Origin of the sequence: Bacillus cereus group sp. MYBK14-1, from assembly GCF_051916885.1 — a bacterium.
Lineage (GTDB): Bacteria > Bacillota > Bacilli > Bacillales > Bacillaceae_G > Bacillus_A > Bacillus_A cereus.
In genome coordinates this window covers 71465-95863 of record NZ_JBQAHM010000004.1, presented here as the reverse complement: position 1 = coordinate 95863, position 24399 = coordinate 71465, and the positions used below count along the sequence as shown (strand labels likewise).

The window sequence follows — 24399 nt, the reverse complement described above, 5'->3', positions numbered from 1 at the left end:
GCTAATATAGTTTTCTTTACATCTCTTATTGAAAAATAAGTGATAAAAATATAAAAAAAAGCTAGGGGGAATTGATTGTGAGTCTGAAAAAGAAATTAGGTATGGGAGTTGCATCAGCAGCATTGGGGTTAGCTTTAATTGGTGGAGGAACATTTGCATTCTTTAGCGATAAAGAAGTATCAAACAATACATTTGCAGCTGGGACGTTAGACCTTACATTAAACCCTAAGACGCTTGTAGATATTAAAGATTTAAAACCAGGGGATTCTGTTAAGAAAGAGTTCTTATTACAAAACAGCGGTTCGTTAACTATTAAAGACGTTAAATTAGCAACAAAGTATACTGTTAAAGATGCAAAAGGTGATAATGCTGGTGAAGACTTTGGTAAGCACGTTAAAGTAAAATTCCTTTGGAACTGGGATAAACAAAGTGAGCCTGTATATGAAACAACTTTAGCAGACTTACAAAAAGTTGATCCAGATCTTTTAGCTAAAGATATCTTTGCTCCTGAGTGGGGAGAAAAGGGTGGATTAGCAGCTGGTACAGAGGATTATCTATGGGTACAATTTGAATTCGTAGATGATGGAAAAGACCAAAATATCTTCCAAGGTGATACATTGAATTTAGAATGGACATTCAATGCCAACCAAGAAGCTGGGGAAGAAAAATAATAAAAAAGCGGGTATTCCCGCTTTTTTTTATAAAGAAAAAGAAGTGCTGGTTGTAAGCACTTCTTTCTATTATTATTTTTGATTTTGCTTCCACTTTGTAAATTCAAGAAATTCACGAAATTGTTCTTTGGAGACACCAGAGTTCATTGCATCTTTAACGAGTTGTGTCCATTCGGAGTCTAGGTTAGTTTCCTTTGTTGTTTCATCATGAAGTAAAGTATCAACTGGAATTTGTAGAACTGCTGCGATCTTTTCAAGAAACTGAATGGAAGGGTTTTTTTGTAAATTTCGTTCTATAGAACTAATGTAAGATTTAGCAACGCCAGCTTTTTCGGCAAGTTCAGTTAATGAAATCCCTTTTTGTAAACGAAGGCGTTTTATACGTTCTCCAATCATATTTGCGCACCTTTCTATCAATATGTAGTTGTCTTATGATGTCATTATTATAACATAAACTTCGTTAAAAAGAACAAACCTATTGAGCCTGACTGGATGGCTTCATACGTTGGAAAAATTGCTCGATGTCTTGCATGGCGATACCAGCATCTAGAGCTTCAAGTATTAAATCAATCCATTCTTGATCCAGTGCGTCTGTCTTATCTTTGTACAAATGTAATTCCTCCCTAATTATCGGTCATAATTGCTGCTACAGAATACATGATAATGCAATCGGATTTTGTGTTTTATATAGTGAATTATCAAATATTGTGTAGATGAAACAAAGATAAAATCCCCATTAAACTCCCTCTATGGAAATTATAAATTGTTCGATAAAAACTTTCAATATTTTCAGAAAACATTGTTGAATTGTGATATATTCGTATGCTAACTATGAAATTTTTACAAATATATTAAAAATATTACATAATATGACTAAATATTGAAAAAATATTGAATTTTTAATAAAATTCAATTTGTAATACATATTATTTATTAGGGGAGGAAATAAGGGATGAACAAGAAACCGTTCAAAGTTTTGTCATCAATCGCTTTAACAGCTGTATTAGGCCTTTCATTCGGAGCTGGTACTCAATCTGCATATGCTGAAACGCCTGCGAATAAAACAGCTACGAGCCCAGTTGATGATCACTTAATTCCGGAAGAACGTTTAGCAGATGCGCTAAAAAAACGTGGGGTAATTGATTCGTCAGCTTCAGAGAAAGAAACAAAGAAAGCTGTCGAAAAGTATGTAGAGAACAAAAAGGGTGAAAATCCTGGGAAAGAAGTACCAAATGGGGATCAACTTACGAAAGAAGCATCTGATTTTTTAAAGAAAGTGAAAGATGCGAAAGCAGACACGAAAGAAAAATTAGATAACCCTGCAACAGGAACACCTGCAGCGACAGGCCCAGTTAAAGGCGGTCTAAATGGTAAAGTACCAACTTCTCCAGCGAAACAAAAAGACTATAACGGTGATGTACGTAAAGATAAAGTACTCGTTTTACTTGTAGAGTACGCTGACTTTAAACATAATAATATCGACAAAGAGCCTGGATATATGTATTCTAACGATTTTAATAAAGAACATTATGAAAAAATGTTATTCGGCAACGAGCCGTTTACATTAGATGATGGAAGTAAAATTGAAACGTTTAAACAATATTACGAAGAGCAATCTGGTGGTAGTTACACAGTGGACGGAACAGTTACAAAATGGTTAACAGTTCCTGGTAAAGCTGCTGATTACGGTGCAGATGCTGCTAGCGGCGGTCATGATAATAAAGGACCAAAAGGCCCACGTGATTTAGTAAAAGATGCATTAAAAGCAGCTGTAGATAGCGGTCTTGATCTATCAGAGTTTGATCAATTTGATCAATATGATGTAAATGGTGATGGAAATAAAAATCAACCGGATGGTTTAATTGATCACTTAATGATTATTCATGCAGGTGTTGGACAAGAAGCAGGTGGTGGTAAATTAGGTGATGATGCAATTTGGTCACATCGCTGGACAGTTGGACCAAAACCATTCGCAATTGAAGGTACACAAGCGAAAGTTCCATATTGGGGTGGAAAGATGGCAGCGTTCGACTACACAATTGAACCAGAAGATGGAGCAGTTGGTGTATTCGCACATGAATATGGTCATGATTTAGGTCTTCCAGATGAGTACGATACACAATATAGTGGTCAAGGTGAGCCGATTGAAGCTTGGTCTATTATGAGTGGCGGAAGCTGGGCTGGTAAAATCGCTGGAACGACGCCAACGAGTTTCTCACCACAAAATAAAGAGTTTTTCCAAAAAACAATCGGTGGTAACTGGGCAAATATCGTAGAAGTAGATTACGAGAAATTAAATAAAGGTATCGGTCTAGCGACATATTTGGATCAAAGTGTTACGAAATCAGCAAGACCAGGTATGATCCGTGTTAACTTACCAGATAAAGATGTTAAAACAATTGAGCCAGCATTTGGTAAACAATATTATTACAGCACAAAAGGTGACGATCTTCATACGAAGATGGAAACACCGTTGTTCGATTTAACGAATGCAACGAATGCAAAATTTGATTTCAAGTCATTATATGAGATTGAAGCAGGTTATGATTTTCTTGAAGTACACGCTGTAACAGAAGATGGTCAACAAACGTTAATTGAAAGACTTGGTGAGAAAGCAAATAGTGGAAATGCAGATTCGACAAATGGAAAATGGATTGACAAATCATATGATTTAAGTCAATTCAAAGGCAAGAAAGTAAAATTAACATTTGATTACATTACTGATGGTGGTTTAGCATTAAATGGATTCGCTCTTGATAATGCTTCATTAACAGTAGATGGTAAAGTAGTATTCTCTGATGACGCAGAAGGTACACCACAATTAAAATTAGATGGTTTCGCTGTTTCTAACGGAACAGAGAAGAAAAGCCATAACTACTATGTTGAGTGGAGAAACTATGCTGGGGCAGATAACGCGTTGAAATTTGCTCGCGGTCCAGTATTTAACACTGGTATGGTTGTATGGTATGCAGATTCAGCTTATACAGATAACTGGGTTGGTGTACATCCAGGACACGGTTTCCTTGGTGTAGTTGATTCTCATCCAGAAGCAATTGTTGGTACTTTAAATGGTAAACCGACAGTTAAGAGTAGTACACGATTCCAAATCGCTGATGCAGCGTTCTCATTCGACAAAACGCCAGCTTGGAAAGTCGTATCTCCAACGCGTGGAACATTTACGTATGATGGCTTAGCAGGCGTACCGAAGTTTGATGATTCTAAAACGTATATTAATCAACAGATTCCAGATGCAGGACGTATTTTACCGAAGCTTGGTCTGAAGTTTGAAGTAGTAGGACAAGCTGATGATAATTCTGCAGGTGCTGTTCGTTTATATCGTTAATACTGTAAAACTACCGGGAGATTTTCTTTCGGTAGTTTTTTTGTGAGCAATGAATTTTATATAGCTGAAAAAGTCATATATAATGTAACCTTAAGAATAGAAATTTGTTATATATGAAGTCTATATAAATAATGAAAGAATTGGATAAAAATAGTGGGAGAAGGTGAGTGAATGAGTATTTCCTCTATTGTAAGTAGGCAAAAGGAATATTTTTTAAAAGGGCATACGAGAAGCATCGAAATGAGAAAGAATAATTTGAAGAAGCTTTATGAAGGCATTCAGCGTTTTGAAGAAGAAATATTTCAGGCATTGAAATTAGATTTAAATAAGTCAGTTCACGAGTCGTTTACAACGGAGGTTGGATATGTATTAAAAGAAATTTCCTTTCAATTGAAACATATGTCATCGTGGAGTAAACCGAAACGAGTTCGAACAGCGCTTACTCATTTTGGATCAAAAGGAAAAGTAGTGCCAGAACCGTATGGTGTGACGCTTATTATTGCACCGTGGAACTATCCTTTTCAATTAGCAACTGCACCACTTGTAGGAGCACTGGCAGCTGGAAATACAATCGTTTTAAAGCCATCAGAGTTAACACCAAGCGTTTCAAAAGTGCTTAAGAGAATGTTAGATGAATTATTCCCAGAAGAGCTTGTAGCGGTAGTAGAAGGTGGCGTTGAAGAGAGTACATCTTTGCTGAAGGAACCGTTTGATTATATTTTCTTTACTGGTAGTGTTGGCGTTGGAAAAGTTGTAATGGAAGCAGCAGCGAAGCAGTTGACGCCGCTCACTTTAGAACTTGGCGGGAAAAGTCCTTGTATTGTACATAAAGATGCAAAGATAGAGATGACAGCAAGAAGAATTGTTTGGGGTAAGTTTTTAAATGCAGGGCAGACGTGTGTAGCGCCTGATTATATGTACGTGCATTCTTCCGTGAAAGAAAAGCTAATTGAGGCACTGCGACATGAAATTACAGAGCAGTATAGTAAAGAACCTTTGCAAAATGAAAATTATGTGCGTATTGTAAGTGAGCGTCATTTTGAACGATTATGTGGATTTTTACAAGATGGTCAAGTCGTAATTGGTGGAAACTATAAGAAAGATACATTACATATTGAACCGACAGTACTAGCGGATATTACATGGAAAGATACTGTTATGGAAGATGAAATTTTTGGTCCGATTTTACCAATCATAGAGTACGACAACATAGAAGATGTAATTGGCAAAATCCAGCAACATCCGAAGCCGTTAGCGTTATATGTATTTTCTGAAGATAAAGAAGTACAAAAGAAAGTGACGAGTAATATTTCATATGGTGGAGGCTGTATTAATGATGTTGTCTATCATCTTGCCACGCCATATTTACCTTTTGGGGGTGTTGGAAGTAGTGGATTAGGGGGTTATCATGGGAAAGAAAGTTTTCGGACTTTTTCACATTATAAAAGCATTTTAGCCCAATCTACAGCATTCGACATGAAAATTCGTTACTCTTCTACAAAAAGTGCTTTAAAATTTATACGAAAGTTGTTAAAATGATGATGGTGTTTATCAGTAGGCGTAGCCGTATGATAATAGCCCCTTCGCAATGGAAGGGGTTTTTCTGTTCGACGTTATGTATCATGCGAAAATGAATCAAACATACTACATAAAGAATAGAAACGAACGCTTGTTAAATAACCATTTTTGTTTGGATCGAAACAAAAAATAGTCTATAGAACATAAATATTTATTCATGAATATAAAAATTTAAAATTTAAGGTAGATAGGACGGGAAAATGAAAAAGATTATTAAAGTTGAAGCAGTTGAAAAACATTTTGGAAATCAAGTGATTATCCCACCTCTTTCTTTAGATATTAAAGAGGGAGAGTTTTTAACAATTTTAGGGCCGAGTGGCTGCGGGAAAACGACTTTACTTCGTATGATCGCAGGATTTGAAACTCCAACTAAAGGGAATCTTTTATTAGATGATGAAAGAATTAACGATTTGCCGCCATATAAGCGTCATATGAACCTAGTGTTCCAACATTACGCACTATTCCCACATATGACAGTAGAGAAGAATATTTGTTTTGGTATGAAAATGCAGAAAGTATCAGCAGCAGAGCAGAAAGAGCGTGCTGAAGAGGCAATGCGTTTAACGCAGTTACTTGAGTTCCGTAATCGTAAACCTGCGAAGCTTTCTGGTGGACAACAGCAGCGTGTTGCAATTGCAAGAGCGATTGTAAATAATCCGCGTGTATTACTATTAGATGAGCCACTTGGAGCGCTTGACTTTAAGTTACGAAAAGACTTGCAACGTGAATTGAAAAACTTACAACGTAATTTAGGAATTACGTTCATATACGTAACGCACGATCAAGAAGAAGCAATGAGCATGAGCGATCGTATTGTCGTTATGAATAAAGGACATATCGAACAAATCGGAACGCCGAAAGAAATTTATAATAAGCCGAAAACATTGTTCGTTGCGACATTCATCGGTGAAAATAATATTGTGAAGAACGGGGAAGGCTATGTAGCAATTCGCCCTGAAAATGTAAAAGTACGTTCGGTTGAAGAACCAATTTTAAAAGAATACCATCTTGGACATATTGAAGATATTGAGTTTGTCGGAAATATGGAGAAGCTTTATGTACGTGATGAGAAAACATCAGAATTACTAATGGCATATCAAACTGCTGAAGAGGCAGCGCAGTGGAGCATTGGAGATAATGTATATGTAGGCTGGGAGCAAGAGGACGAGGTGACCTTAAATTGAAAAAAGGGAAATTACTCGCACTACCTACAGTCGCGTGGCTGCTAATTTTCTTCCTAATCCCGCTCGTATTCGTATTAGGATTCGCCTTCATGCAGCGCGGAGCTTACGGGACAGTAGAAATGCAATTTACGCTGGAGAATATATCCCGTGTATTTGATCCATTGTACTTAGGAACGTTATGGGAAACTGTTAAGATCGCAGTTATTACAACAGTAATATGTTTATTAATTGGTTATCCGTTTGCGTATACAATTACAATTGTTGACCGCAAATACCGCTCTATTCTTTTATTATTGGCAACGATCCCGTTTTGGATTAACTTTCTTGTTCGTTCATACGCATGGATTGTTATTTTACGTTCACAAGGTCTTGTGAATACGTTGTTATTAAAGCTTGGCATTATTAGTGAACCGTTAAATTTATTATATAATACTCCTTCTGTAATACTCGGAATGGTCTATTCTTTATTACCATTTATGATTTTACCAGTGTATGCAGCAATTGAGCAGCTGGATAAGCGTAAGCTAGAAGCGGCTTATGATTTAGGAGCAACACCAATAAAGGCATTTTGGAATATAACAGTGCCGATGACGATGTCAGGAATTGCGACTGGTTCTATTTTAGTATTCGTTTCTTCTATCGGAATGTTTGTTGTATCAGACGTGATGGGCGGATCGAAAGTAGCATTAATCGGAAACGTTATTCAAAATCAATTCTTAGGTGCACGTGACTGGCCGTTTGGATCTGCGTTATCGATTATCGTTGTTCTATTCTCTGTTCTGTTAATTTACTTATATTATCGTGCAACGAAAGTATATAAATATAATGAGAACGGAGGGGAATAGGCAAAGATGAAGAAGTTTTTAGTTTCTTATTCTTGGTTAATTTTGTTATTCTTGTATTTTCCAATGATGGTTTTAATGGTCTATTCTTTCAACGACTCTCGCATTAATGCGGAGTGGGAAGGTTTTACATTCCATTGGTATACAGATTTATTTCAAAAACAAGATGTTATTGATGCATTTGTAAATAGTATTACGATTGCAGTTATAACAACGATTGTGACAACGGTACTTGGTGTATTCTTTGCAATTGCTTTACATCGTTATAAATATCGTTTCGAAGGGGCTATTAATGGCCTTGTATATTTACCAATTTTAATTCCTGATATTTTAATGGGATTATCTTTACTAATTCTTTTCAGTCAGTTAGGAATGGAACTTGGACAAACAACGATTATTATTGCACATATTACATTTAGCATTTCGTTTGTTGTTGTTATTTTAGCTGCGCGTCTTTCAAGTATGGGACGTGACTTAGAAGAAGCTGCAAATGATCTAGGAGCAACGCCTTGGCAAACGTTTCGTTATGTAACGTTCCCAGCAATTGCACCGGGAGTTATTTCGGCAGCATTATTAACATTCACATTATCAATTGATGATTTTGTAATTAGTTTCTTCGTATCAGGACCAGGATCAACAACATTGCCACTATACATTTACAGTATGGTTAAGCGCGGAGTATCACCAGAAATTAATGCTCTTTCTACAATTTTAATTGTTGCTATCGTAGGATTAATGGTTCTATCTGAAATCTTCCGAAACAAAGGTGCAGATGGTGAAGAAAACTCTGGAGGACACCTTCCTTTATAATACGAACGATATAGAAAGTACAAGGGGGTAATAAACCGATGAAATTAATGAAAAGAATAGCTGGCGCAGCAATTAGCTTTAGCCTTGTTGCTGGTGTGCTTGCTGGTTGTGGTGAAAAGAAAGAAGAATTAAATATTTATAGTTGGGCTGACAATTTTGATGAGCAAGTGCTAAAAGATTTTGAAAAGAAGTATAATGTGAAAATTAACTATGACAAGTACGCAAGTAATGAAGAAATGCTTGCGAAATTACAAGCTGGTGGCGCAAAGTATGACTTAATTCAGCCGTCGGATTACATGGTTAAAACAATGGCGAAAATGGACTTATTAGCGCCGTTAGATAAAAAGAATATCCCGAATATCGAAAATATGGTTTCTAATTTTAAAACACCTGCGTTTGATCCAGAGAATAAATATTCTTTAGTGTACACTTGGGGTGTAACAGGGATTGCATACAATAAAAAGTATGTGAAAGAAGCACCTACAAGCTGGGCGGACTTATGGAATGAGAAATATAAAGGACATGTAACGTTACTGAACGATTCTCGTGAAGTATTAGGAGTGGGTCTTAAGAAGCACGGGTTCTCAAACAGTACGAAAGACGATGCACAATTAAAGACAGCAGCAGATGATTTAAAGAAGCTGCTTCCAAACTTATTAGCATTTGATACAGATAACATTAAACAAAAATTCATTACAGAAGATGCTTGGATCGGAACAGTTTGGTCTGGAGATGCAGCATTTATCGCAAAAGATAATAAAGATGTAGAATATGTTGTACCAAAAGAAGGCGGCACAATTTGGGCTGATACGTTAGCAATTCCAAAAGGTGCAAAACATAAAGAGCTTGCTGAGAAATTTATGAACTACTTACTAGATGAAAAAGTAAGTGTGAAAAACTACGAGTCAATTGGTTACAGTAATCCAAATGAAAAAGCTCATCCTCTTCATAGTAAAGAATACCGTGATAATCACATGATTTTCTTAACGAAAGAAGAGTTAGATCGTACAGAATGGCTTGTTGATGTAGACGATAAGTTAAAAGACTATGATCGTTACTGGACAGAGCTAAAAACAAAAGGTAAATAAGCAAGGAAATGCGGTTTCTAAAGTAGAAATCGCATTTTTTCATAGTAGGAGGAAATCGTTTGAAGAAGAAGTTACATCAGTATGAGGTAATGTGTATCGGTTTGTTATTTGCTGTATTTGGTATTGTTGCTTGGCGCGTACATGCAGGTGGCGTTACAGTGATGGATACATATGTCCGTGGATTAGTAAGAGGGCTACAAACGGAAAGTTCTCTTACATTTTTCTCGTACTTTACAAAATTGGGATCAGCAATTGGGATAGTCGCTACGCTCGTTATAAGTTTGCTTGTTTTTTGGAAGAAGCGTTATTATGCTGCGATGATTGTATATCCAATGGGAATTTTAATAACACATCTTGTGAATAAAGGGATAAAAGAGATTGTAAAGAGAGAACGTCCGTCATTAAATGGAGCGCTAGATGCACTTGGATATAGTTTTCCTAGTGGACATGCAATGCTATCAATTATGACATTTGGATTTCTTACTTATATCATTGCTGCTAATTTGAAAAGCGTAGCTGGGAAATGTGTCACAACGATTTTGATGGGTATAGTAATTCTATCGATTGGATTAAGTAGAGTCATTTTAAATGTACATTACCCAACTGATATTTTAGCTGGTTACTGCGTAGGTGGTATTTTGTTAATTATCGCGATTTACTACCATCGTTTACTTACTGAGAGATTAGGGCTTAATAAAGAGAGATAGAAAAACGTCTGGAAAAACTATTATTATAGTTTTTCCAGACGTTTTTTGTTTATATCAAGATGTGATACAGTATAAGTGACAATTGAATTATGTAAAGTAGGTGAAAATGTGTGAAGACAAATGTACATAAAGTTGATAAGTGGGGGAAGTTAGGAGCCTTTTTGTATCAGTTTCGTTATACAGTAATTGTAGCGTTACTGTTGCTCGCAATCGCACTTGGGATTTTTGCTCCAAAGCTACCGGGAGTATTAGGTGGTGACGGTTTCCAAACCGAAGGCGACTATCAAAAAACGAAAGAAATTTTAGATAAAGATTTTAAGAAGTCTCAAGATACGCTGCTGCTCGTTTTTGAGAAAAATAAAGATGCTTCGCATGAGGAATTTAAAAAGCGAATAAATGAAATTGTAAAGAATGTTCAAGAGAAAGAGAACTATGAATCTTTCCATCACCCAATCCAAAATAAAGAAATGCTACAAGATGACATCGGCTATGCGACAATTTTATTTTCCGGGAAAACAAATAAGGAACGAATGGAAAAGACATTACAATTTGCTGATGAGATTGAGAAAGAAAGTAATATAGCATTAAAAGTAACACCTACAGGGTTTCCGAAAATTAATAAAGAGATTAATGAAAGAACGCAAAATGATTTAAAAGTAGCAGAGATGATTGGATTACCAATTGCGTTTCTTGTATTACTATTTTCGTTTGGTAGTCTTTTGGCATCAATTTTACCGATTTTGAATGGGGCGCTTAGTGTTATTAGTACGATGGGTATATTGTATTTCATCGGTGTTGATAAAGAACTATCTATTTTCGTGTTAAACGTTGCACCGATGATTGGACTTGCATTATCTATTGATTTTGCGCTATTATTTGTGAACCGTTTTCGAGAGGAAGTTACTAAACGAACGGTAAAAGAAGCGATAGCAATTACATATCAAACGGCAGGACGTGCGATTGTATTTTCAGGATTATGCGTATTTGTTGGGTTATCCGGTTTGTTTTTCTTTAAGATAGATTATATTCAATCTGTCGCGATTAGCGGAATGATTGTTGTCATTATGAGTATTTTATTCTCACTCACACTTCTTCCAGCACTATTATCGTTAATCGGTAAAAGAATATTAAAAAAGAATCAAGTAGCACATACGCCGGCAAAAGCATGGCGTAAATTTGCAAAATTTGTGATGAAACATCCAATTGCAATGATTATTGTTGTTACAACATTTATTGTTATTTGCTTATTACCGTTACGTACAGCTAATTTGCAGTTCCCTGGTGTTGAAGCTTTACCTGAAAAGAGTGATACAAGGATTGCATATGAAAAGTATGAAGAAGCATTTAATGAAACTGTCAAAACACACGCTGATGTTACGTTAGTTGTAGAGACGAAAAAAGATATGAAAGAAAAAGAAAGTCTACAAAAGATAGAAGAAGTCGTTCAAAAGTTAAAAGGTGATAAGAAAGTACATGAAGTAAGAAGTTTATACGACGGGTTAACTGGAATGAAAGCAGATCAAGTTGTTGGAATGTTGCAGTCGCCAGAATCAGCGAAACTAACTCCTGTATTTGAAGCATACACGCAAGGGAATAAGACGACGATAGAAATATTTTTGAAAACAAAACCACGTACAGAGACTGCAAAACAGTGGGTACGTGACTTTAAAAAGAACTATAAAGAAACGGATGTTACGTATTATCTAGGCGGAATGACGACGTTTCAACAAGAATTAGAAGATGAAATTAAAGATAAAGTTGTAATTGGTATGTCTGTTATATTTGGATCGACCTTTGTTATATTATTATTTGCATTCCGATCTATACTCATTCCAATTAAGGCAATTGTTATGAATATACTTAGTTTAAGTGCAACCATTGGAATTGTTGTTTGGTTATTTGAAGGTGGTCATTTCGGTTTAGAAGCAAGTCCGGTTCTGTTTGTCTTACCAATCTTCATTTTTGGCCTCGTATTTGGGCTTAGTATGGATTATGAAGTATTTCTTATTTCACGTATTCATGAGCTCTATGAAGAAACAGGAGATAACGATCAAGCAACGTTAGAAGGGCTCGTTTCAACAAGTAGAATCATTACATCAGCTGCTTTAATAATGATTGTTGTAACTGGTGCATTCGCATTTACTGATATTTTACCAGTAAAGCAGATGGGTCTTGGCGTTGCATTAGCAATATTTCTTGATGCAACAATTATTCGTCTTATGCTCGTACCAAGCTTAATGAAGTTATTTGGAGACTGGAACTGGTGGTTACCATTTCGAAAAAAACGAGAAAAATCATCGTAAAAAATGCTCATCAATATGATGAGCATTTTTTATGAATAGCAAAGCCTACATTTTGCAAATAGTATGTGATAAGAACATTACATAATAAGTAGGTGAAGGCAATGTTTCGTTATTTTAAGTTTAAGTTAAATGATACAGTACAGTTTGCCGAGAACGATGGGCATATGTATCGCATTGTCGGTTATCGGTTAGAAAAAGGATTTTATCCAAAAGATGAATGGACTCATATCATTTATGAACTACTTAGAGAATTTGACGGGTATACGATGGATGCAGAAGAGGAAGAACTTGTAAAGGTCGTTCAAGTAGAGGATGAGTATTACAAAATACAAGAAGTATCAGGTTATCGCTATCCAGTAAAAATGAAACAAAAACAACAAGTGATGAAAATAGAAAAGATGGACGATTTATTAGATGCTTACAATGATTATAAAAGGTTGGCGGATTTCTTTAAGGATTTATCGTATGAACAAAAAGCTGAAGAAGTATTGTTAGAAATGAAAAGACTTAGAGCTTGAGGGGCAGTCTATTATAAGACTGTCCTCTATTTTTGACGGTGCATCAAAGTGTGTTTTCCGTTACAATGAGAGAATCAATAGAAATAAGGTGATAAACAGTATGGAAACAAACAAAAAGGGTGAATGGTGTGAAATTACCGTTCCAGCTAAATGGAATGGTATAAGTATTGAATCGGTATTAAAAGTAGAATGGGAAATACCGAAAAAGCTATTACATCAGCTTCGTATGGAAAAAGGTGTTACGGTTAACGGGGAACAAAGAAGATGGAATGAGCTTTTAAAAGAGAACGATAAGTTACAAGTCCATATGTTTGCGGAGGAAGAGTACGGTGTAGATCCAGAATATGGTGAATTACATGTAGTATACGAAGATGATCACGTACTTATCGTAAATAAACCAGAGCAAATGGACACACACCCTGCTGAAAAAGGTGGAACCGGGACGCTTGCAAATCTTGTTGCTTTTCATTTTCAAATGCAAGGTTTAGAGACGAAGGTGCGTCATATTCATCGTTTAGATAAAGATACGACAGGTGGTGTCGTGTTTGCTAAGCATAGAATTGCTGGTTCAATTATGGATCGCTTATTAATGGAAAGAAAAATTAAAAGAACGTACGCAGCGCTCGTTGAAGGGAAAGTAAAGAAGAAACAAGGAAAGATTGATGCTGCTATCGGAAGGGATCGCCATCATGCTACAAGGCGTCGTATTTCTCCAAAAGGTGACCAAGCTATCACATATTATAAAGTAGAAAAGTATTTTAAGAAGCAAAACACGACTCTCGTAACGTTACAATTAGAAACGGGTAGAACACATCAAATTCGTGTTCATATGAGTCATAATGGTAATCCATTAGTTGGGGATGTATTATATGGTGGACAAACAAAATATATGTCCAGTCAAGCATTGCATGCGATGAAGATACATTTCTTGCATCCAATTACGAAAGAAGCGATTGAAGTTGATGTGCCGTTTCCTACAAAGTTAAATAATAAAATAAAAGAATTTCAAAAAGAAAATGCGTAAAGTATAAGTTTTAACTTGAAAAAAGTAGATTTTTGCAGGGATTTCTCTAAAAGAAGCGAAGCCGTTAAGAGAAAAGAGAGGTGAGAATCACTTGATTAAATATAAGTATGTACTGGGAATATTTTTCGCTTGTCTTTTACTTACTCTATTTCTCTATCCCTATTTACCAAATCGTATGGCAGTACATTGGAATGTAAATGGTCAGCCAAACGAGTTTATGAGTAAACAAGTCGTTGTAGCATTTATTCCCTGTTTTATTATTTTTTCATATGGATTTTTGTATATTATTTCACATAATATATTTAAGTTTAATGAAAGAGAGCATGGTATTATAGGCGGATTTATAAAGAAAATTACGTTATTTATGTTGTTTATTCATACGCTTATCCTCTTTATTAATTTTGGGGATTTGATATCCTTTCAAACAGGATTAACGATTGGGATTAGTATGTTTCTTTTTATGCTGAGTAAAGAATTTAAGAAAATAAAAGGCAAAGAAAAAGAAAAAGATCCAATTAAATTACAAAAAATTTGTTTAGTGAGTAGACGGATTTTTCAAGTGATGGCATGTGGCATATTGTTTTCATTGTTTTTGAACTTAGAGTGGGGATTTTATGTATTGCTTAGTGTAATAAGCTGTGGATCTATGTTGTTTATGTTATATATTTTCTATTCATACATAATAGAAAGCTATGGAACTTAAAAAAGAGTCTTCTCATTATGAGAAGACTCTTTTAATCTATTTACTTCGTAATAAATTGTTGTGTCCAGTAGTTGCCGCTTTCTACATAACCAACACCGATGTGAGTGAAGCCGTTATTTAAGATGTTTGCACGGTGTCCAGCGCTGTTCATCCAAGCTTGTACTACTTCTTCAGGTGTACGTTGACCTTGAGCGATGTTTTCACCTGCAGATGTATAAGAAATACCAAATTTCTTCATCATGTCAAACGGAGACCCGTATGTAGGGCTGTTATGATCAAAGTAGTTGTTTTTTTGCATATCTTCAGACTTAATACGTGCTACTTTGCTTAATTCAGTATCGATTTTTAGTGCTGGTAAGCCTTGTTTTGCACGCTCAGCGTTTGTTAATTCAACAACACGTTGTTCAAACTCGCTTAAAGATTTTGCTTCTTCAGCAGGCTTTTGCTCAGCTGGTTTTTGTTCAGCAGGTTTTTGAGTATTGTTGTTTTCAGCAGGCTTTTGAGTTTCTGGTTTTTGAACTTCTTCAGCAGGCTTTTGCTCGGCAGGTTTTTGCTCAACTGGCTTTTGAGTTTCTGGCTTAGCTGTTGGTTGCTCAGTTACAACATTTTCAGTAGGTTGTTGACCAGGAATGAAGCAGTTTGGTTGGAAGTTTCCTTGTTGCCATTGTGCTAACGATTCAACTCCCATAGATTGTAAGAATGCTTGTAATTCTTGTTGGCTCATTTGTTTCATCATTACTTTTGAATGCTGAATATTTTGAACCTTTATGTTAGATGGTTGTACTGTTGCAGCTTGTGCATCTAGAGAAGATACTCCTAAAGTAAGAGCTGTTGCAGCAGCTACAGATAATAAAACACGCTTTTTCATGATGTGTGTCCCCCTATATAAAGTTTTAATTTGTTTTCACACGATTTGTTTTTGACAGCCTGTCTGACTGACAAATTCATCGTAGCATACAATTTGCGAGAAAAAAGATGGAAAAAAATTCATAGACTTTAAAATTACCTAATTTATCCTAAGAGAAGAAGGGAGCAAAAATAAGAGAAATATAGAGTATAAAAGGAATTTATAGTGTTTTTATACTTGGTTTTAAGAGGGGGTTTTTGGATAAAGTTACCTAAATAGAAAATGAAGAATCCTATTGTATCAATGGTTTGAACGTTTTTTTGAGGAATATAATGGATTGATTTTTACAAAACTGTAATGTTTCTGTTGTTCTTTTTTATAATAAAGTAACATATTTTTAATGTTGTAGCAGACAAAAAAGCGGCTATCTCTTTACATAGACGAAGGAGATAGCCGTTTTCCTATTATTACGTATGTTACGAGTTAGTTTCAATTGCTTCTAATAATAAATCCACAATGTGAATTCCTCTCATTTTATGAGAAAGCCCTTCTCGCTCAATACCCAATTTCATTTGTAATAAACAACCTGGATTTGCAGTAACAATGGTTGCTGCTTCTGTTTCATGCACACGGTCCATTTTGTAATCTAGAAATTCCATTGATAACTCTGAATGAACAATATTGTAAATACCAGCAGAGCCACAGCAGCGGTCGGCATCTTTCATTTCTCGATATGTTGCACCTTGGATAGCCTCTAGTAACATACGAGGTTCAGAAGATGTGCGCATAACATTGCGTAAATGACAAGAGTCTTGATACGTAATAACTTGCGGCGTGAGTCGTAAGTCAGTTCGCTTATGGAAGTCTAGTTCTACTAGTATAGCAGTAATATCTTTAATTTTAGAAACAAACTGCTTAGCACGTTCAGCCCAATCCGGATCATCTTTTAAAAGATAATCATAGTCTACGAGATAAGCCCCGCAACCACCTGCATTCGTAATAATATAGTCGATGTTTAAATCTTCGAATGCTTTTATATTTCGCTTTGCTAATTCTTTTGCTCCACTCTTTTCACCAGCATGTCCATGCAATGCACCGCAGCAACTTTGTGTTTTTGGAATAACGATATCACAACCAGCTAATTGAAGAAGTTTCATCGTTGCGTTATTTGTTTCTAAAAACATCGTATCCATTAAGCAGCCTGTGAAGAATGCAACTTGTTTTTTCTTTGTACTTTCTGCAGGTAAAAATGAAGGACGATCTTTCATGGCTTTCATTTTAGGGACTTTTGGTAAAACGAGATCCATCGTTGCAAGTGTTTCAGGGAATAACTTCATAATCCCTGTTTTATGTGTTAGCGTTTGTAAACCAGAACGTTGATAAAATCCGATTAGTCCAGTTAATGTTCTCATTCGATTTTGATGGGGGAATAATCCTTCAAAAACGACTTTTCGAACAGCTTTTACTGGCACTGAGAATTTTTTATTTTGATTAATAATATCACGAGCTTCTTCTAATAAATGTCCATAATTTACACCAGATGGACAAACAGGTTCACAAGCACGGCAACCAAGACAAACGTTTAATGTATGTTCAACATCTTCATCTGGTTCGATTAAACCATCAACGACTGCTTTCATTAATGCGATACGTCCGCGTGGTGAATGTGACTCTTTATATCCGGATTGAATGTAGGTAGGACAAGTAGGTAAACAAAAACCGCATCGCATACAGTTTAGTAATTCATCTTCACTTAATCGTTCTTTAAATTCTTTTTGAATATTTTCTTTATTTAATGTGGTCATTGCTCAACCACCACTCTTTTTCGAGTGTCTTTCGCGAACATTTTTCCAGGATTCATAATGTTATTTGGATCGAAAGCTTGCTTTATTCCTTGCATAGCTGCAATACCTTCTTTACCTAATTTCATTTCTAAATATGGAGCTTTCATTGCACCAACACCATGTTCACCAGTAATTGTGCCACCAAGTTCAATTGCTTTCGCAAATATTTCAGCAAAAGCTTGTTCAGCTCGGTGCATTTCTTCTGCATTACGAGCGTCTGTCATACAAGTTGGATGTAAATTACCATCACCAGCGTGTCCAAACGTACAAATAGGAATATTATATTTTTTTGCAATGGCATTAATAGCTTCAACCATCGGAGCGATTTGTGAACGTGGTACAGTCGCATCTTCTAATATTGTAGTAGGTTTTAATCGTGCGAGCGCTGATAGAGCACTACGGCGAGCGGTACGAAGCGCATCTGCTTCTGTTTCGTCTTTTGCAATGCGAACATCAACTGCATTCATAGAGCGGCAAACATTAGCCATGTTTTCAATATCTCGATTGACTACTTCGGGAGGGCCGTCTTGTTCAATTAATAAAATTGCTTTTACATCTGTAGGTAAACCGATTTGCGCAAACTCTTCTACTACTTCAATTGTCGGTTGGTCTAAAAACTCCAGTGTTGCTGGAATGATTTTATTTGCAATAATAGAAGAAACAGCACGTGCAGCTTCATTAATATCTTCATATAGTGCAAGCATTGTTTTCTTTGTTTCAGGCATAGGAACAAGTTTTAATATAGCTTCTGTTACCACGCCAAGTGTTCCTTCAGAACCGATAAATAAACGAGTTAAATCGTAACCAGCTACATCTTTTGCTAATTTACCACCAGTGCGAATAATATCGCCATTTGGTAAGACAAGTTCAAGCCCCATTACATAATCACGTGTTACGCCGTATTTCAAACCGCGTAATCCACCTGAGTTTTCATTAATATTACCGCCGATTGTAGAAATTTTCATCGAGCTTGGATCTGGTGGATAAAATAAACCTTTTTCTTCTACCGCTTTAATAATATCAAGTGTAATGACACCAGCTTGTACAGTAATTGTTAAGTTTTCTTCATCAATTTCTAAAATATTGTTCATATGGCGGAAAATAAGGACGATACCGCCTTCAAGTGGACATGTTCCTGCGCAAAGATTTGTTCCAGACCCGCGCACATACACAGGAATTTTGTGAGTGTTACATACCTTTAACACTTCAGCTACTTCATTTGTATTACGAGGAGCAATGACTGCATCAGGCATTGCTTGGAAGTTTGGAGTGGCATCATAACTATAAGTTAAACGCCCCATATTGGATGTATCTACATTATCTTCGCCAACAATAGATACGAATGAATGAATAATTTGTTTTTCTAACATTGGAAATCCCCCTCAAACTGTTAACGTGTTTAGTTATAATAAACAACGTGGTAACAGTGCTTTCATTATAATGATAAAAAAGTCGAGGGATTCTTTCTATGTATAATCATCTAAAGATTAATCTGTTTTATCGTTCTTTTTTGTATGATCATCTAATAGGAGGAGTGCGAAGTATAAAACGTTTAAGTCTTTGAATTGTTTTGGATCAAGTCCTGTATGTTCTTCAATCTTTTTTAGCCTGTAATGTAATGTGTTAATGTGTATATGTAATTGTTTAGCCGTCTGTTTATAAGATTGGTTATAATCGATAAATAAGCGCAAAGTATGCATAAGCTCAGGAAATGATAATAAGTTTTCAATGGTACGCTCTAGAAATTGTTCACGCGTTTCGGCAGAAATATCTTGTAAACACATTTCTAAACGTAAATCTTCATTAAATACAATTTTTTTCGTTTCCAATGATACAGAAAGAGCGCGTAATGCTTGTTCGTAACATATGTTCATATTGTTTGAGGTAACTGTTTGTCCAATCCCGATATATAAAGAAATAGAAAATAAAGTTTCGCAGTCGTGTTTTAACCGTTTTAAAAATTGATAAGTTTGCTCTTTGGAGCTCGTTGCTGTAAATAAAATAAAACGATCATTTCCCCAACGAACAAATAGATGCTCTTTTGTTAAAATATTACGTATGTGTTGCCATATTTTACGCTGGAGCATCGTGTCATTTTTGCCAATAGAAAACAAAATAAGTTGTTTTTTCTTATATAAATCAATGCCAAGTGTTTTGGCGCGATCAAGAAAACTCGGGGACCACTCTGTATTTTGAAGCCAATCAAAGACAAAAGCTTCATAAGAACGGTGCTCAAGTTCTAGTTGCTCTAAAAAGTAGTTTTCATGAATTAATAATTCGGTCATCTTACGCAATATTTCTCCGTAGCGTGAAATATTTTCAGGTTCTCCTGTAATCCCAATGACACCAATTACTTCATCATGAAATAATAAAGGAAGATTCATCCCAGCCTTTACACCTTGTAATCGCCTTTCATCTTCTTTTGTAATGATGACGGTTTTCTTTTGTTTGGCGCAGCGGAGTGCACCTTCATGAAATTGACCAATTCTTTCTGTATCTGTACTTGCGATAATAACGCCTTCTATATTAATGATAATAATATTTTCTGTAATTAGTCTGCGTACTTCTCGTACAATTTTATTCGCTAAATCAGGAAATAGCATAATTGACACACCTCAAATTCTATTTGTTGTACATTATATATGTAAATTGAGTAAGAAAGGGAAATTTCACACTTTCCACACATTTATTTGTTATTTTACAATTATAACGAAATCATCCGAAGATGGAGGGAATCTTTTGAGAAAGTATGTTTTTCTTCTCTGTTTTTTATTTCTACTAGTAGGGTGTCAAGGAAGTTCATATACACCAATTGCTAAAGATAAAAATGTTATTATAACTACGAATATAAAAGAAGGCAGCATTAGTTTTATTGATAAAAAAGATAAAAAGTTAATTACGACATGGGAACTAAATGAGCCAATGGCCGGAATCACACTGCTTCCAAATGGCGATGAAATACTTGTATACGGTAAGCAATTAGAATATATGTATGTATATTCACTAGCGGAAGGAAGGCAAGTGGGAAAATATAAAACTGGAAAGGGCATTGTAAATGTGGTGGTATCAGCAGATAAAAAACAATTATTTGCTGCTGATCAAAATGTTCAAAAGGTAAGGTTCTTTACGATAAATGGGAAAGAGACAGGAAGTGTTTCAACAGGAAAAGGGCCTATAACGATGGTAGAGTATCAGAATCGGTTATCTGTACTAAACTTTTATGATACGAAACTAACGACAATTGATACGAAGAAAAAAGAAGTTATTCAATCCTTTATGATTCCGCCAGCATCAACAGGAGCGACGATTAGTCCTGATGGGAAAGAAATATGGATTGGCGGACATGGTGATGGAAATCAAGTAAATGAGAAAGTGTTAGTGTATTCTTTACAGAGTGGAGAAATGGTGCGTTCTTTACACGCTCCATTTATGCCTGTGAATATAACGAAGGATAGTAAGTACGTATATGCACTCAGTCATGGATCGAATACACTTAGAAAGTTTGATATTAGCACATATAAAGAAATAGCTTCTGTAGAAGTAGGGTCGAATCCATTTGCATTTTTTGAGAGCGGAGCAGAAGGGTATGTAGCCAGTTATGATAGTGATGAAGTGTGCGTTATAGATATGAAGAATTTGAAAATAAAACAAACAATTAAAGTCGGAAAAGGACCGTTTCAACTCATAGAGAGGGAAGGGAAGGACAATGAATAAATATAGAGTGCTAGTTGTAGATGATGAAAGTGATATGAGACAGCTTGTTGGAATGTATTTGGATAACTTTGGATATGAGTGGGGAGAAGCTGAGAATGGAAAAGAGGCTCTTAAAAAACTAGAAACGGATCATTATGATTTCGTTGTATTAGATATAATGATGCCAGAAATGGATGGACTTTCAGTTTGTAAAGAAATTAGAAAAACGTCAGATGTGCCGATTATATTTTTAACGGCAAAAGGTGAAGAGTGGAATAGGGTGAACGGCTTACGTATGGGAGCAGATGACTATATTGTAAAACCGTTTAGTCCTGGTGAATTGGTTGCCCGTATGGAAGCTGTGCTAAGAAGATATACAAAGCAAGAACAGCAAGAAGAGATTCAATTTGGACCAATTCTTATCAATGAAAAAAGTAGACGAATAGAGGCGGGTGGTGAGCCGATTTCTCTTACTGTAAAAGAGTTTGATTTATTATATTTTCTTTGCCAACATACAGGACAAGTATTTAGCCGGGAGCAATTACTTGAAAAGGTATGGGGATATGATTATGCCGGAAGTACAAGAACGGTAGATACGCATGTGAAAACGATGCGCTTGAAGCTTGGAGAAAGTGGAAACTACATTCAAACTGTTTGGGGTGTAGGCTATAAATTTGAGGTGTAACGTATGTTTACGATGGTACAAAAACTTTGGCTTACAGTAGTATGTGCAGTATGTGTAACAGTGTCCTTTCTTTATTTCGTATCTTTATACTCGTATGAAAAATTATACGTTGATAATTTAAAAGCTTCGTTAGTAATGGAAGGAAAAAGTCTTGCTGCTCAATATGATAAGCGTGAAGGAATATCAACTTTTGAAGAGAAAGTAAGATCGTTTGATCAAATATCTAGTTCAGACGTTATTTTCGTGTCTAATCCGCGTGATTTAAGTGCATGTTTGCCTTTTGATGTGCATCATCATTCTCTTATAAGTGAAGGAGATAGGCAAACGCTATTAGACGGGAAAACTGTGACAAAAATAGGATATGAAGAACATTTTGACCGTAATATTATGGGGGTTGTCATCCCTGTATTGGAAAATAAAAAATTAGTCGGAATTGTCTATTCGTATATTCCTTTAAAAAGTATAAAAGATTTAATCTATGATATGGGTCTTATTTTAGCACCGTTAGCAATTGCTATGATTTTAATTACGATATGGGTTGGAAGGAAAATTATAATTGCAATTACGAAGCCACTTTCGCAAATGGAGCGGGTTGCAAATCATTTGGCTACGGGAGATTTTTCGGAGCGGATTACAGTTTCTTCAGAGGATGAAATTGGACGATTAGGAAAAGCATTTAATAAAATGGCAAATTCATTAGAAACAGAAGATGTAAAGCGTAAGGAATTTTTAGCAAATGTTTCGCATGAACTTAGAACACCACTTAGTTATATAAAAGGGTATAGCGAGGCTATTTTAGATGGTGTTGCAAAGGGACCGCAGCAGGAAAAAGTAACGCAGCTAATTCATAAAGAAGCAGGTCGTATGCAGCGTCTCGTTCATGACTTGTTAGACTTAGCACAATTAGAAGGTGAGCACTTTCCGTTAAAGAAGCAACCTATCGTTTTTTCACAGCTGATTGAAGACGTATTAGATACGTATGAGATTAAGTTTATAGAAAAGGAAATTCATATTTCAACCAATTTAAATCCAGAGGTCATTGTCATGATTGATGAGGATCGTATGCAACAAGTGCTTCATAATGTGTTAGATAATGCGATACGGTATACAAATCAAAAAGGAAATATCGTTATAACTTTAGAGCAAATCGATGATTACTGTGAATTAAAAATAAAAGATACAGGAATTGGTATTGATATAGAACATTTGGAGAATCTTGGAGAACGCTTTTACCGAGTTGATAAAGCGAGAAGTCGTCAACACGGTGGAACAGGTTTAGGCCTTGCTATTGTGAAACAAATTGTTCATATACATGGTGGACAGTGGAAAATTGAAAGTGAAAAAGATAAGGGAACAACGGTTATTATTAAACTGAATGTACAGGATGAGGGGAGCATGTTCTAATTTTTAGGACATGTTCTTTATATTGAAGAAAATATTTATCCCGCTATTCGCCGGGCAGTAAGACCCTCACCTCAAAATTCAACGGAAGCAAAGAAGTTAGGTGGAGGCCCTGCTGCCCGTAAAAGCCCGATTGGTGAGAGCTAATAATCAGTGGGCGATGAACAAAACCCCACTGATTAAAGTTTCACTTTACACGTAAAATATAAATTAATATGTAATAAATATCGAAAATTTGACTATTTTATGAACAAAACATTTGTACTTCTTATCAATTCGGTCTAAAATAGTTATGATGCAAAGTTCTTATAAATCGTTTCAATTGTTGTTTGGAAGATACTGAGGTGATTTAACTGGAGTACAAATCTATTAAACCGAAAAAAATTTACGAAGAAGTATCTGAAGCTATTTTAACAATGATTAAAAATGGTACGTTAAAACCTGGTGACAAACTACTCCCTGTGCATCAATTAGCTGAGCAGTTTCAAGTTGGCAGATCTGCTGTTCGTGAAGCGCTAAGTGCGCTAAGAGCGATGGGCTTAATTGAGATGAAACAAGGAGAAGGTACATATGTGAAGAACTTCGATTCTTCTTCATTAACGAAATCATTAAACAATAGATTATTAATGAAGAAAGAAGATATTTTGAATTTATTAGAAGTACGAAAGGTGCTTGAAGTGGGGGCAGTTCGAGTAGCGGCGGCAAAACGTACGGAAGATAATTTACAAAATATGAAACATTGGTTAGATGAAATGGCAAAGAGCATTGGAGATGAAAAGGCTGGTGAAAAAGCCGATTTTCAATTTCATATGGGAATTGCAGAGTCTTCGCATAATAACATTTTGCTTGAACTCATGAATCATGTTTCAGAGATGATTGCTGAAACAATTGGTGAATCAAGACGCATTATTTTATATGGTGAACAAACGACATCAGAACGACTTATAGAAGAGCATCAAGTTATATATGATGCGGTGTTAAAACAAGATGTAGAATTAGCGCAGCAAGCAATGCTAGATCATTTAACAAATGTAGAACATATTGTCACAGGTAAAAACGATATAAATTCGTAATTTAATCTTTTAAAAATTTAATTTTCTGATAAAATAGAGAAAGATTAAGTAAGCGTTTTCTTTAGAAGAGGGAGAGGATAGGCCA

Annotated in this window: 22 protein-coding genes; 16 read left to right on the top strand and 6 right to left on the bottom strand. The window is 35.6% G+C overall.

What is annotated here, in order from left to right; translation table 11 throughout:
- The first annotated feature begins 77 nt into the window (after nt 1-77).
- On the top strand, nt 78-671 hold the full coding sequence (gene calY, locus ACTFR3_RS13380; protein ID WP_000053713.1) for a biofilm matrix protein CalY: 594 nt from the start codon (nt 78-80) through the stop codon (nt 669-671).
- 72 nt (nt 672-743) lie between these two features.
- On the opposite strand, the gene ACTFR3_RS13375 is transcribed toward calY, so the two are convergent.
- Both ACTFR3_RS13375 and ACTFR3_RS13370 read right to left on the bottom strand, forming a co-directional pair.
- Entirely contained in the window at nt 744-1067 is a 324-nt protein-coding gene (locus ACTFR3_RS13375; RefSeq protein WP_000578885.1) for a helix-turn-helix domain-containing protein, read from the bottom strand.
- Nucleotides 1068-1146: 79 nt separating this feature from the next.
- Entirely contained in the window at nt 1147-1281 is a 135-nt protein-coding gene (locus tag ACTFR3_RS13370) for an anti-repressor SinI family protein (RefSeq protein ID WP_000276219.1), read from the bottom strand.
- A gap of 342 nt (nt 1282-1623) precedes the next feature.
- On the opposite strand from ACTFR3_RS13370, the gene inhA1 reads away from it, so the two are divergent.
- The 11 genes from inhA1 to ACTFR3_RS13315 all read left to right on the top strand — a co-directional run bounded on the left by inhA1 (nt 1624) and on the right by ACTFR3_RS13315 (nt 14771).
- A complete protein-coding gene (gene inhA1 / locus ACTFR3_RS13365; protein WP_440044472.1) occupies nt 1624-4014 on the top strand; it encodes a M6 family metalloprotease immune inhibitor InhA1 in 2391 nt (796 codons plus the stop codon).
- Nucleotides 4015-4185: 171 nt separating this feature from the next.
- Nucleotides 4186-5553, top strand: a complete 1368-nt coding sequence (locus tag ACTFR3_RS13360) for an aldehyde dehydrogenase (protein WP_440044471.1) — start codon at nt 4186-4188, stop codon at nt 5551-5553.
- Between the two features lie 239 nt (nt 5554-5792).
- A complete protein-coding gene (gene potA / locus ACTFR3_RS13355; protein ID WP_000720333.1) occupies nt 5793-6776 on the top strand; it encodes a spermidine/putrescine ABC transporter ATP-binding protein PotA in 984 nt (327 codons plus the stop codon).
- On the top strand, nt 6773-7621 hold the full coding sequence (gene potB / locus ACTFR3_RS13350) for a spermidine/putrescine ABC transporter permease PotB (protein WP_000715500.1): 849 nt from the start codon (nt 6773-6775) through the stop codon (nt 7619-7621). Before potA ends, potB begins: the two co-directional genes overlap by 4 nt.
- Nucleotides 7622-7627: 6 nt before the next feature.
- Nucleotides 7628-8428 carry a spermidine/putrescine ABC transporter permease PotC gene (gene potC / locus ACTFR3_RS13345; protein WP_000714192.1) on the top strand — a complete coding sequence of 267 codons (801 nt, stop codon included), beginning with the start codon at nt 7628-7630 and terminating at the stop codon, nt 8426-8428.
- A 38-nt stretch (nt 8429-8466) separates the two neighbouring features.
- Nucleotides 8467-9516, top strand: coding sequence for a spermidine/putrescine ABC transporter substrate-binding protein PotD (gene potD, locus ACTFR3_RS13340; RefSeq protein WP_000772485.1), 1050 nt, complete (start codon nt 8467-8469; stop codon nt 9514-9516).
- Nucleotides 9517-9575: 59 nt separating this feature from the next.
- Complete coding sequence (locus ACTFR3_RS13335) at nt 9576-10223, top strand: phosphatase PAP2 family protein (RefSeq protein WP_440044469.1); 648 nt, start codon at nt 9576-9578, stop codon at nt 10221-10223.
- Nucleotides 10224-10333: 110 nt separating this feature from the next.
- On the top strand, nt 10334-12526 hold the full coding sequence (locus ACTFR3_RS13330; protein ID WP_071741060.1) for an MMPL family transporter: 2193 nt from the start codon (nt 10334-10336) through the stop codon (nt 12524-12526).
- A gap of 101 nt (nt 12527-12627) precedes the next feature.
- Complete coding sequence (locus ACTFR3_RS13325) at nt 12628-13044, top strand: hypothetical protein (protein ID WP_000490301.1); 417 nt, start codon at nt 12628-12630, stop codon at nt 13042-13044.
- Between the two features lie 100 nt (nt 13045-13144).
- Complete coding sequence (locus ACTFR3_RS13320; RefSeq protein WP_088345348.1) at nt 13145-14068, top strand: RluA family pseudouridine synthase; 924 nt, start codon at nt 13145-13147, stop codon at nt 14066-14068.
- 91 nt (nt 14069-14159) lie between these two features.
- The gene (locus ACTFR3_RS13315) at nt 14160-14771 is read left to right on the top strand and encodes a DUF1648 domain-containing protein (RefSeq protein WP_071741062.1); all 612 of its coding nucleotides are present in this window, start codon (nt 14160-14162) and stop codon (nt 14769-14771) included.
- Between the two features lie 40 nt (nt 14772-14811).
- On the opposite strand, the gene ACTFR3_RS13310 is transcribed toward ACTFR3_RS13315, so the two are convergent.
- The 4 genes from ACTFR3_RS13310 to ACTFR3_RS13295 all read right to left on the bottom strand — a co-directional run bounded on the left by ACTFR3_RS13310 (nt 14812) and on the right by ACTFR3_RS13295 (nt 20065).
- On the bottom strand, nt 14812-15639 hold the full coding sequence (locus tag ACTFR3_RS13310; RefSeq protein WP_048655970.1) for a CAP domain-containing protein: 828 nt from the start codon (nt 15637-15639) through the stop codon (nt 14812-14814).
- 455 nt (nt 15640-16094) lie between these two features.
- Nucleotides 16095-17423 carry a (Fe-S)-binding protein gene (locus ACTFR3_RS13305; protein ID WP_000209620.1) on the bottom strand — a complete coding sequence of 443 codons (1329 nt, stop codon included), beginning with the start codon at nt 17421-17423 and terminating at the stop codon, nt 16095-16097.
- A complete protein-coding gene (gene glcD, locus ACTFR3_RS13300; RefSeq protein ID WP_000890755.1) occupies nt 17420-18832 on the bottom strand; it encodes a glycolate oxidase subunit GlcD in 1413 nt (470 codons plus the stop codon). Before glcD ends, ACTFR3_RS13305 begins: the two co-directional genes overlap by 4 nt.
- Before the next feature lie 117 nt (nt 18833-18949).
- Nucleotides 18950-20065 (bottom strand): CdaR family transcriptional regulator, encoded by a 1116-nt coding sequence (locus tag ACTFR3_RS13295; RefSeq protein ID WP_075677530.1) that lies wholly within the window; start codon nt 20063-20065, stop codon nt 18950-18952.
- 136 nt (nt 20066-20201) lie between these two features.
- Here ACTFR3_RS13295 and ACTFR3_RS13290 point away from each other — a divergent pair, with 136 nt between their 5' ends.
- From ACTFR3_RS13290 to ACTFR3_RS13275, 4 genes are all read left to right on the top strand, one after another.
- Nucleotides 20202-21176, top strand: coding sequence for a YncE family protein (locus tag ACTFR3_RS13290; RefSeq protein ID WP_001234154.1), 975 nt, complete (start codon nt 20202-20204; stop codon nt 21174-21176).
- The gene (locus tag ACTFR3_RS13285; RefSeq protein WP_001046398.1) at nt 21169-21840 is read left to right on the top strand and encodes a response regulator transcription factor; all 672 of its coding nucleotides are present in this window, start codon (nt 21169-21171) and stop codon (nt 21838-21840) included. Before ACTFR3_RS13290 ends, ACTFR3_RS13285 begins: the two co-directional genes overlap by 8 nt.
- Before the next feature lie 3 nt (nt 21841-21843).
- Nucleotides 21844-23244 carry a sensor histidine kinase gene (locus ACTFR3_RS13280; RefSeq protein ID WP_000494796.1) on the top strand — a complete coding sequence of 467 codons (1401 nt, stop codon included), beginning with the start codon at nt 21844-21846 and terminating at the stop codon, nt 23242-23244.
- 380 nt (nt 23245-23624) lie between these two features.
- On the top strand, nt 23625-24314 hold the full coding sequence (locus ACTFR3_RS13275) for a FadR/GntR family transcriptional regulator (RefSeq protein WP_254904515.1): 690 nt from the start codon (nt 23625-23627) through the stop codon (nt 24312-24314).
- The last annotated feature ends 85 nt before the right edge of the window (nt 24315-24399 follow it).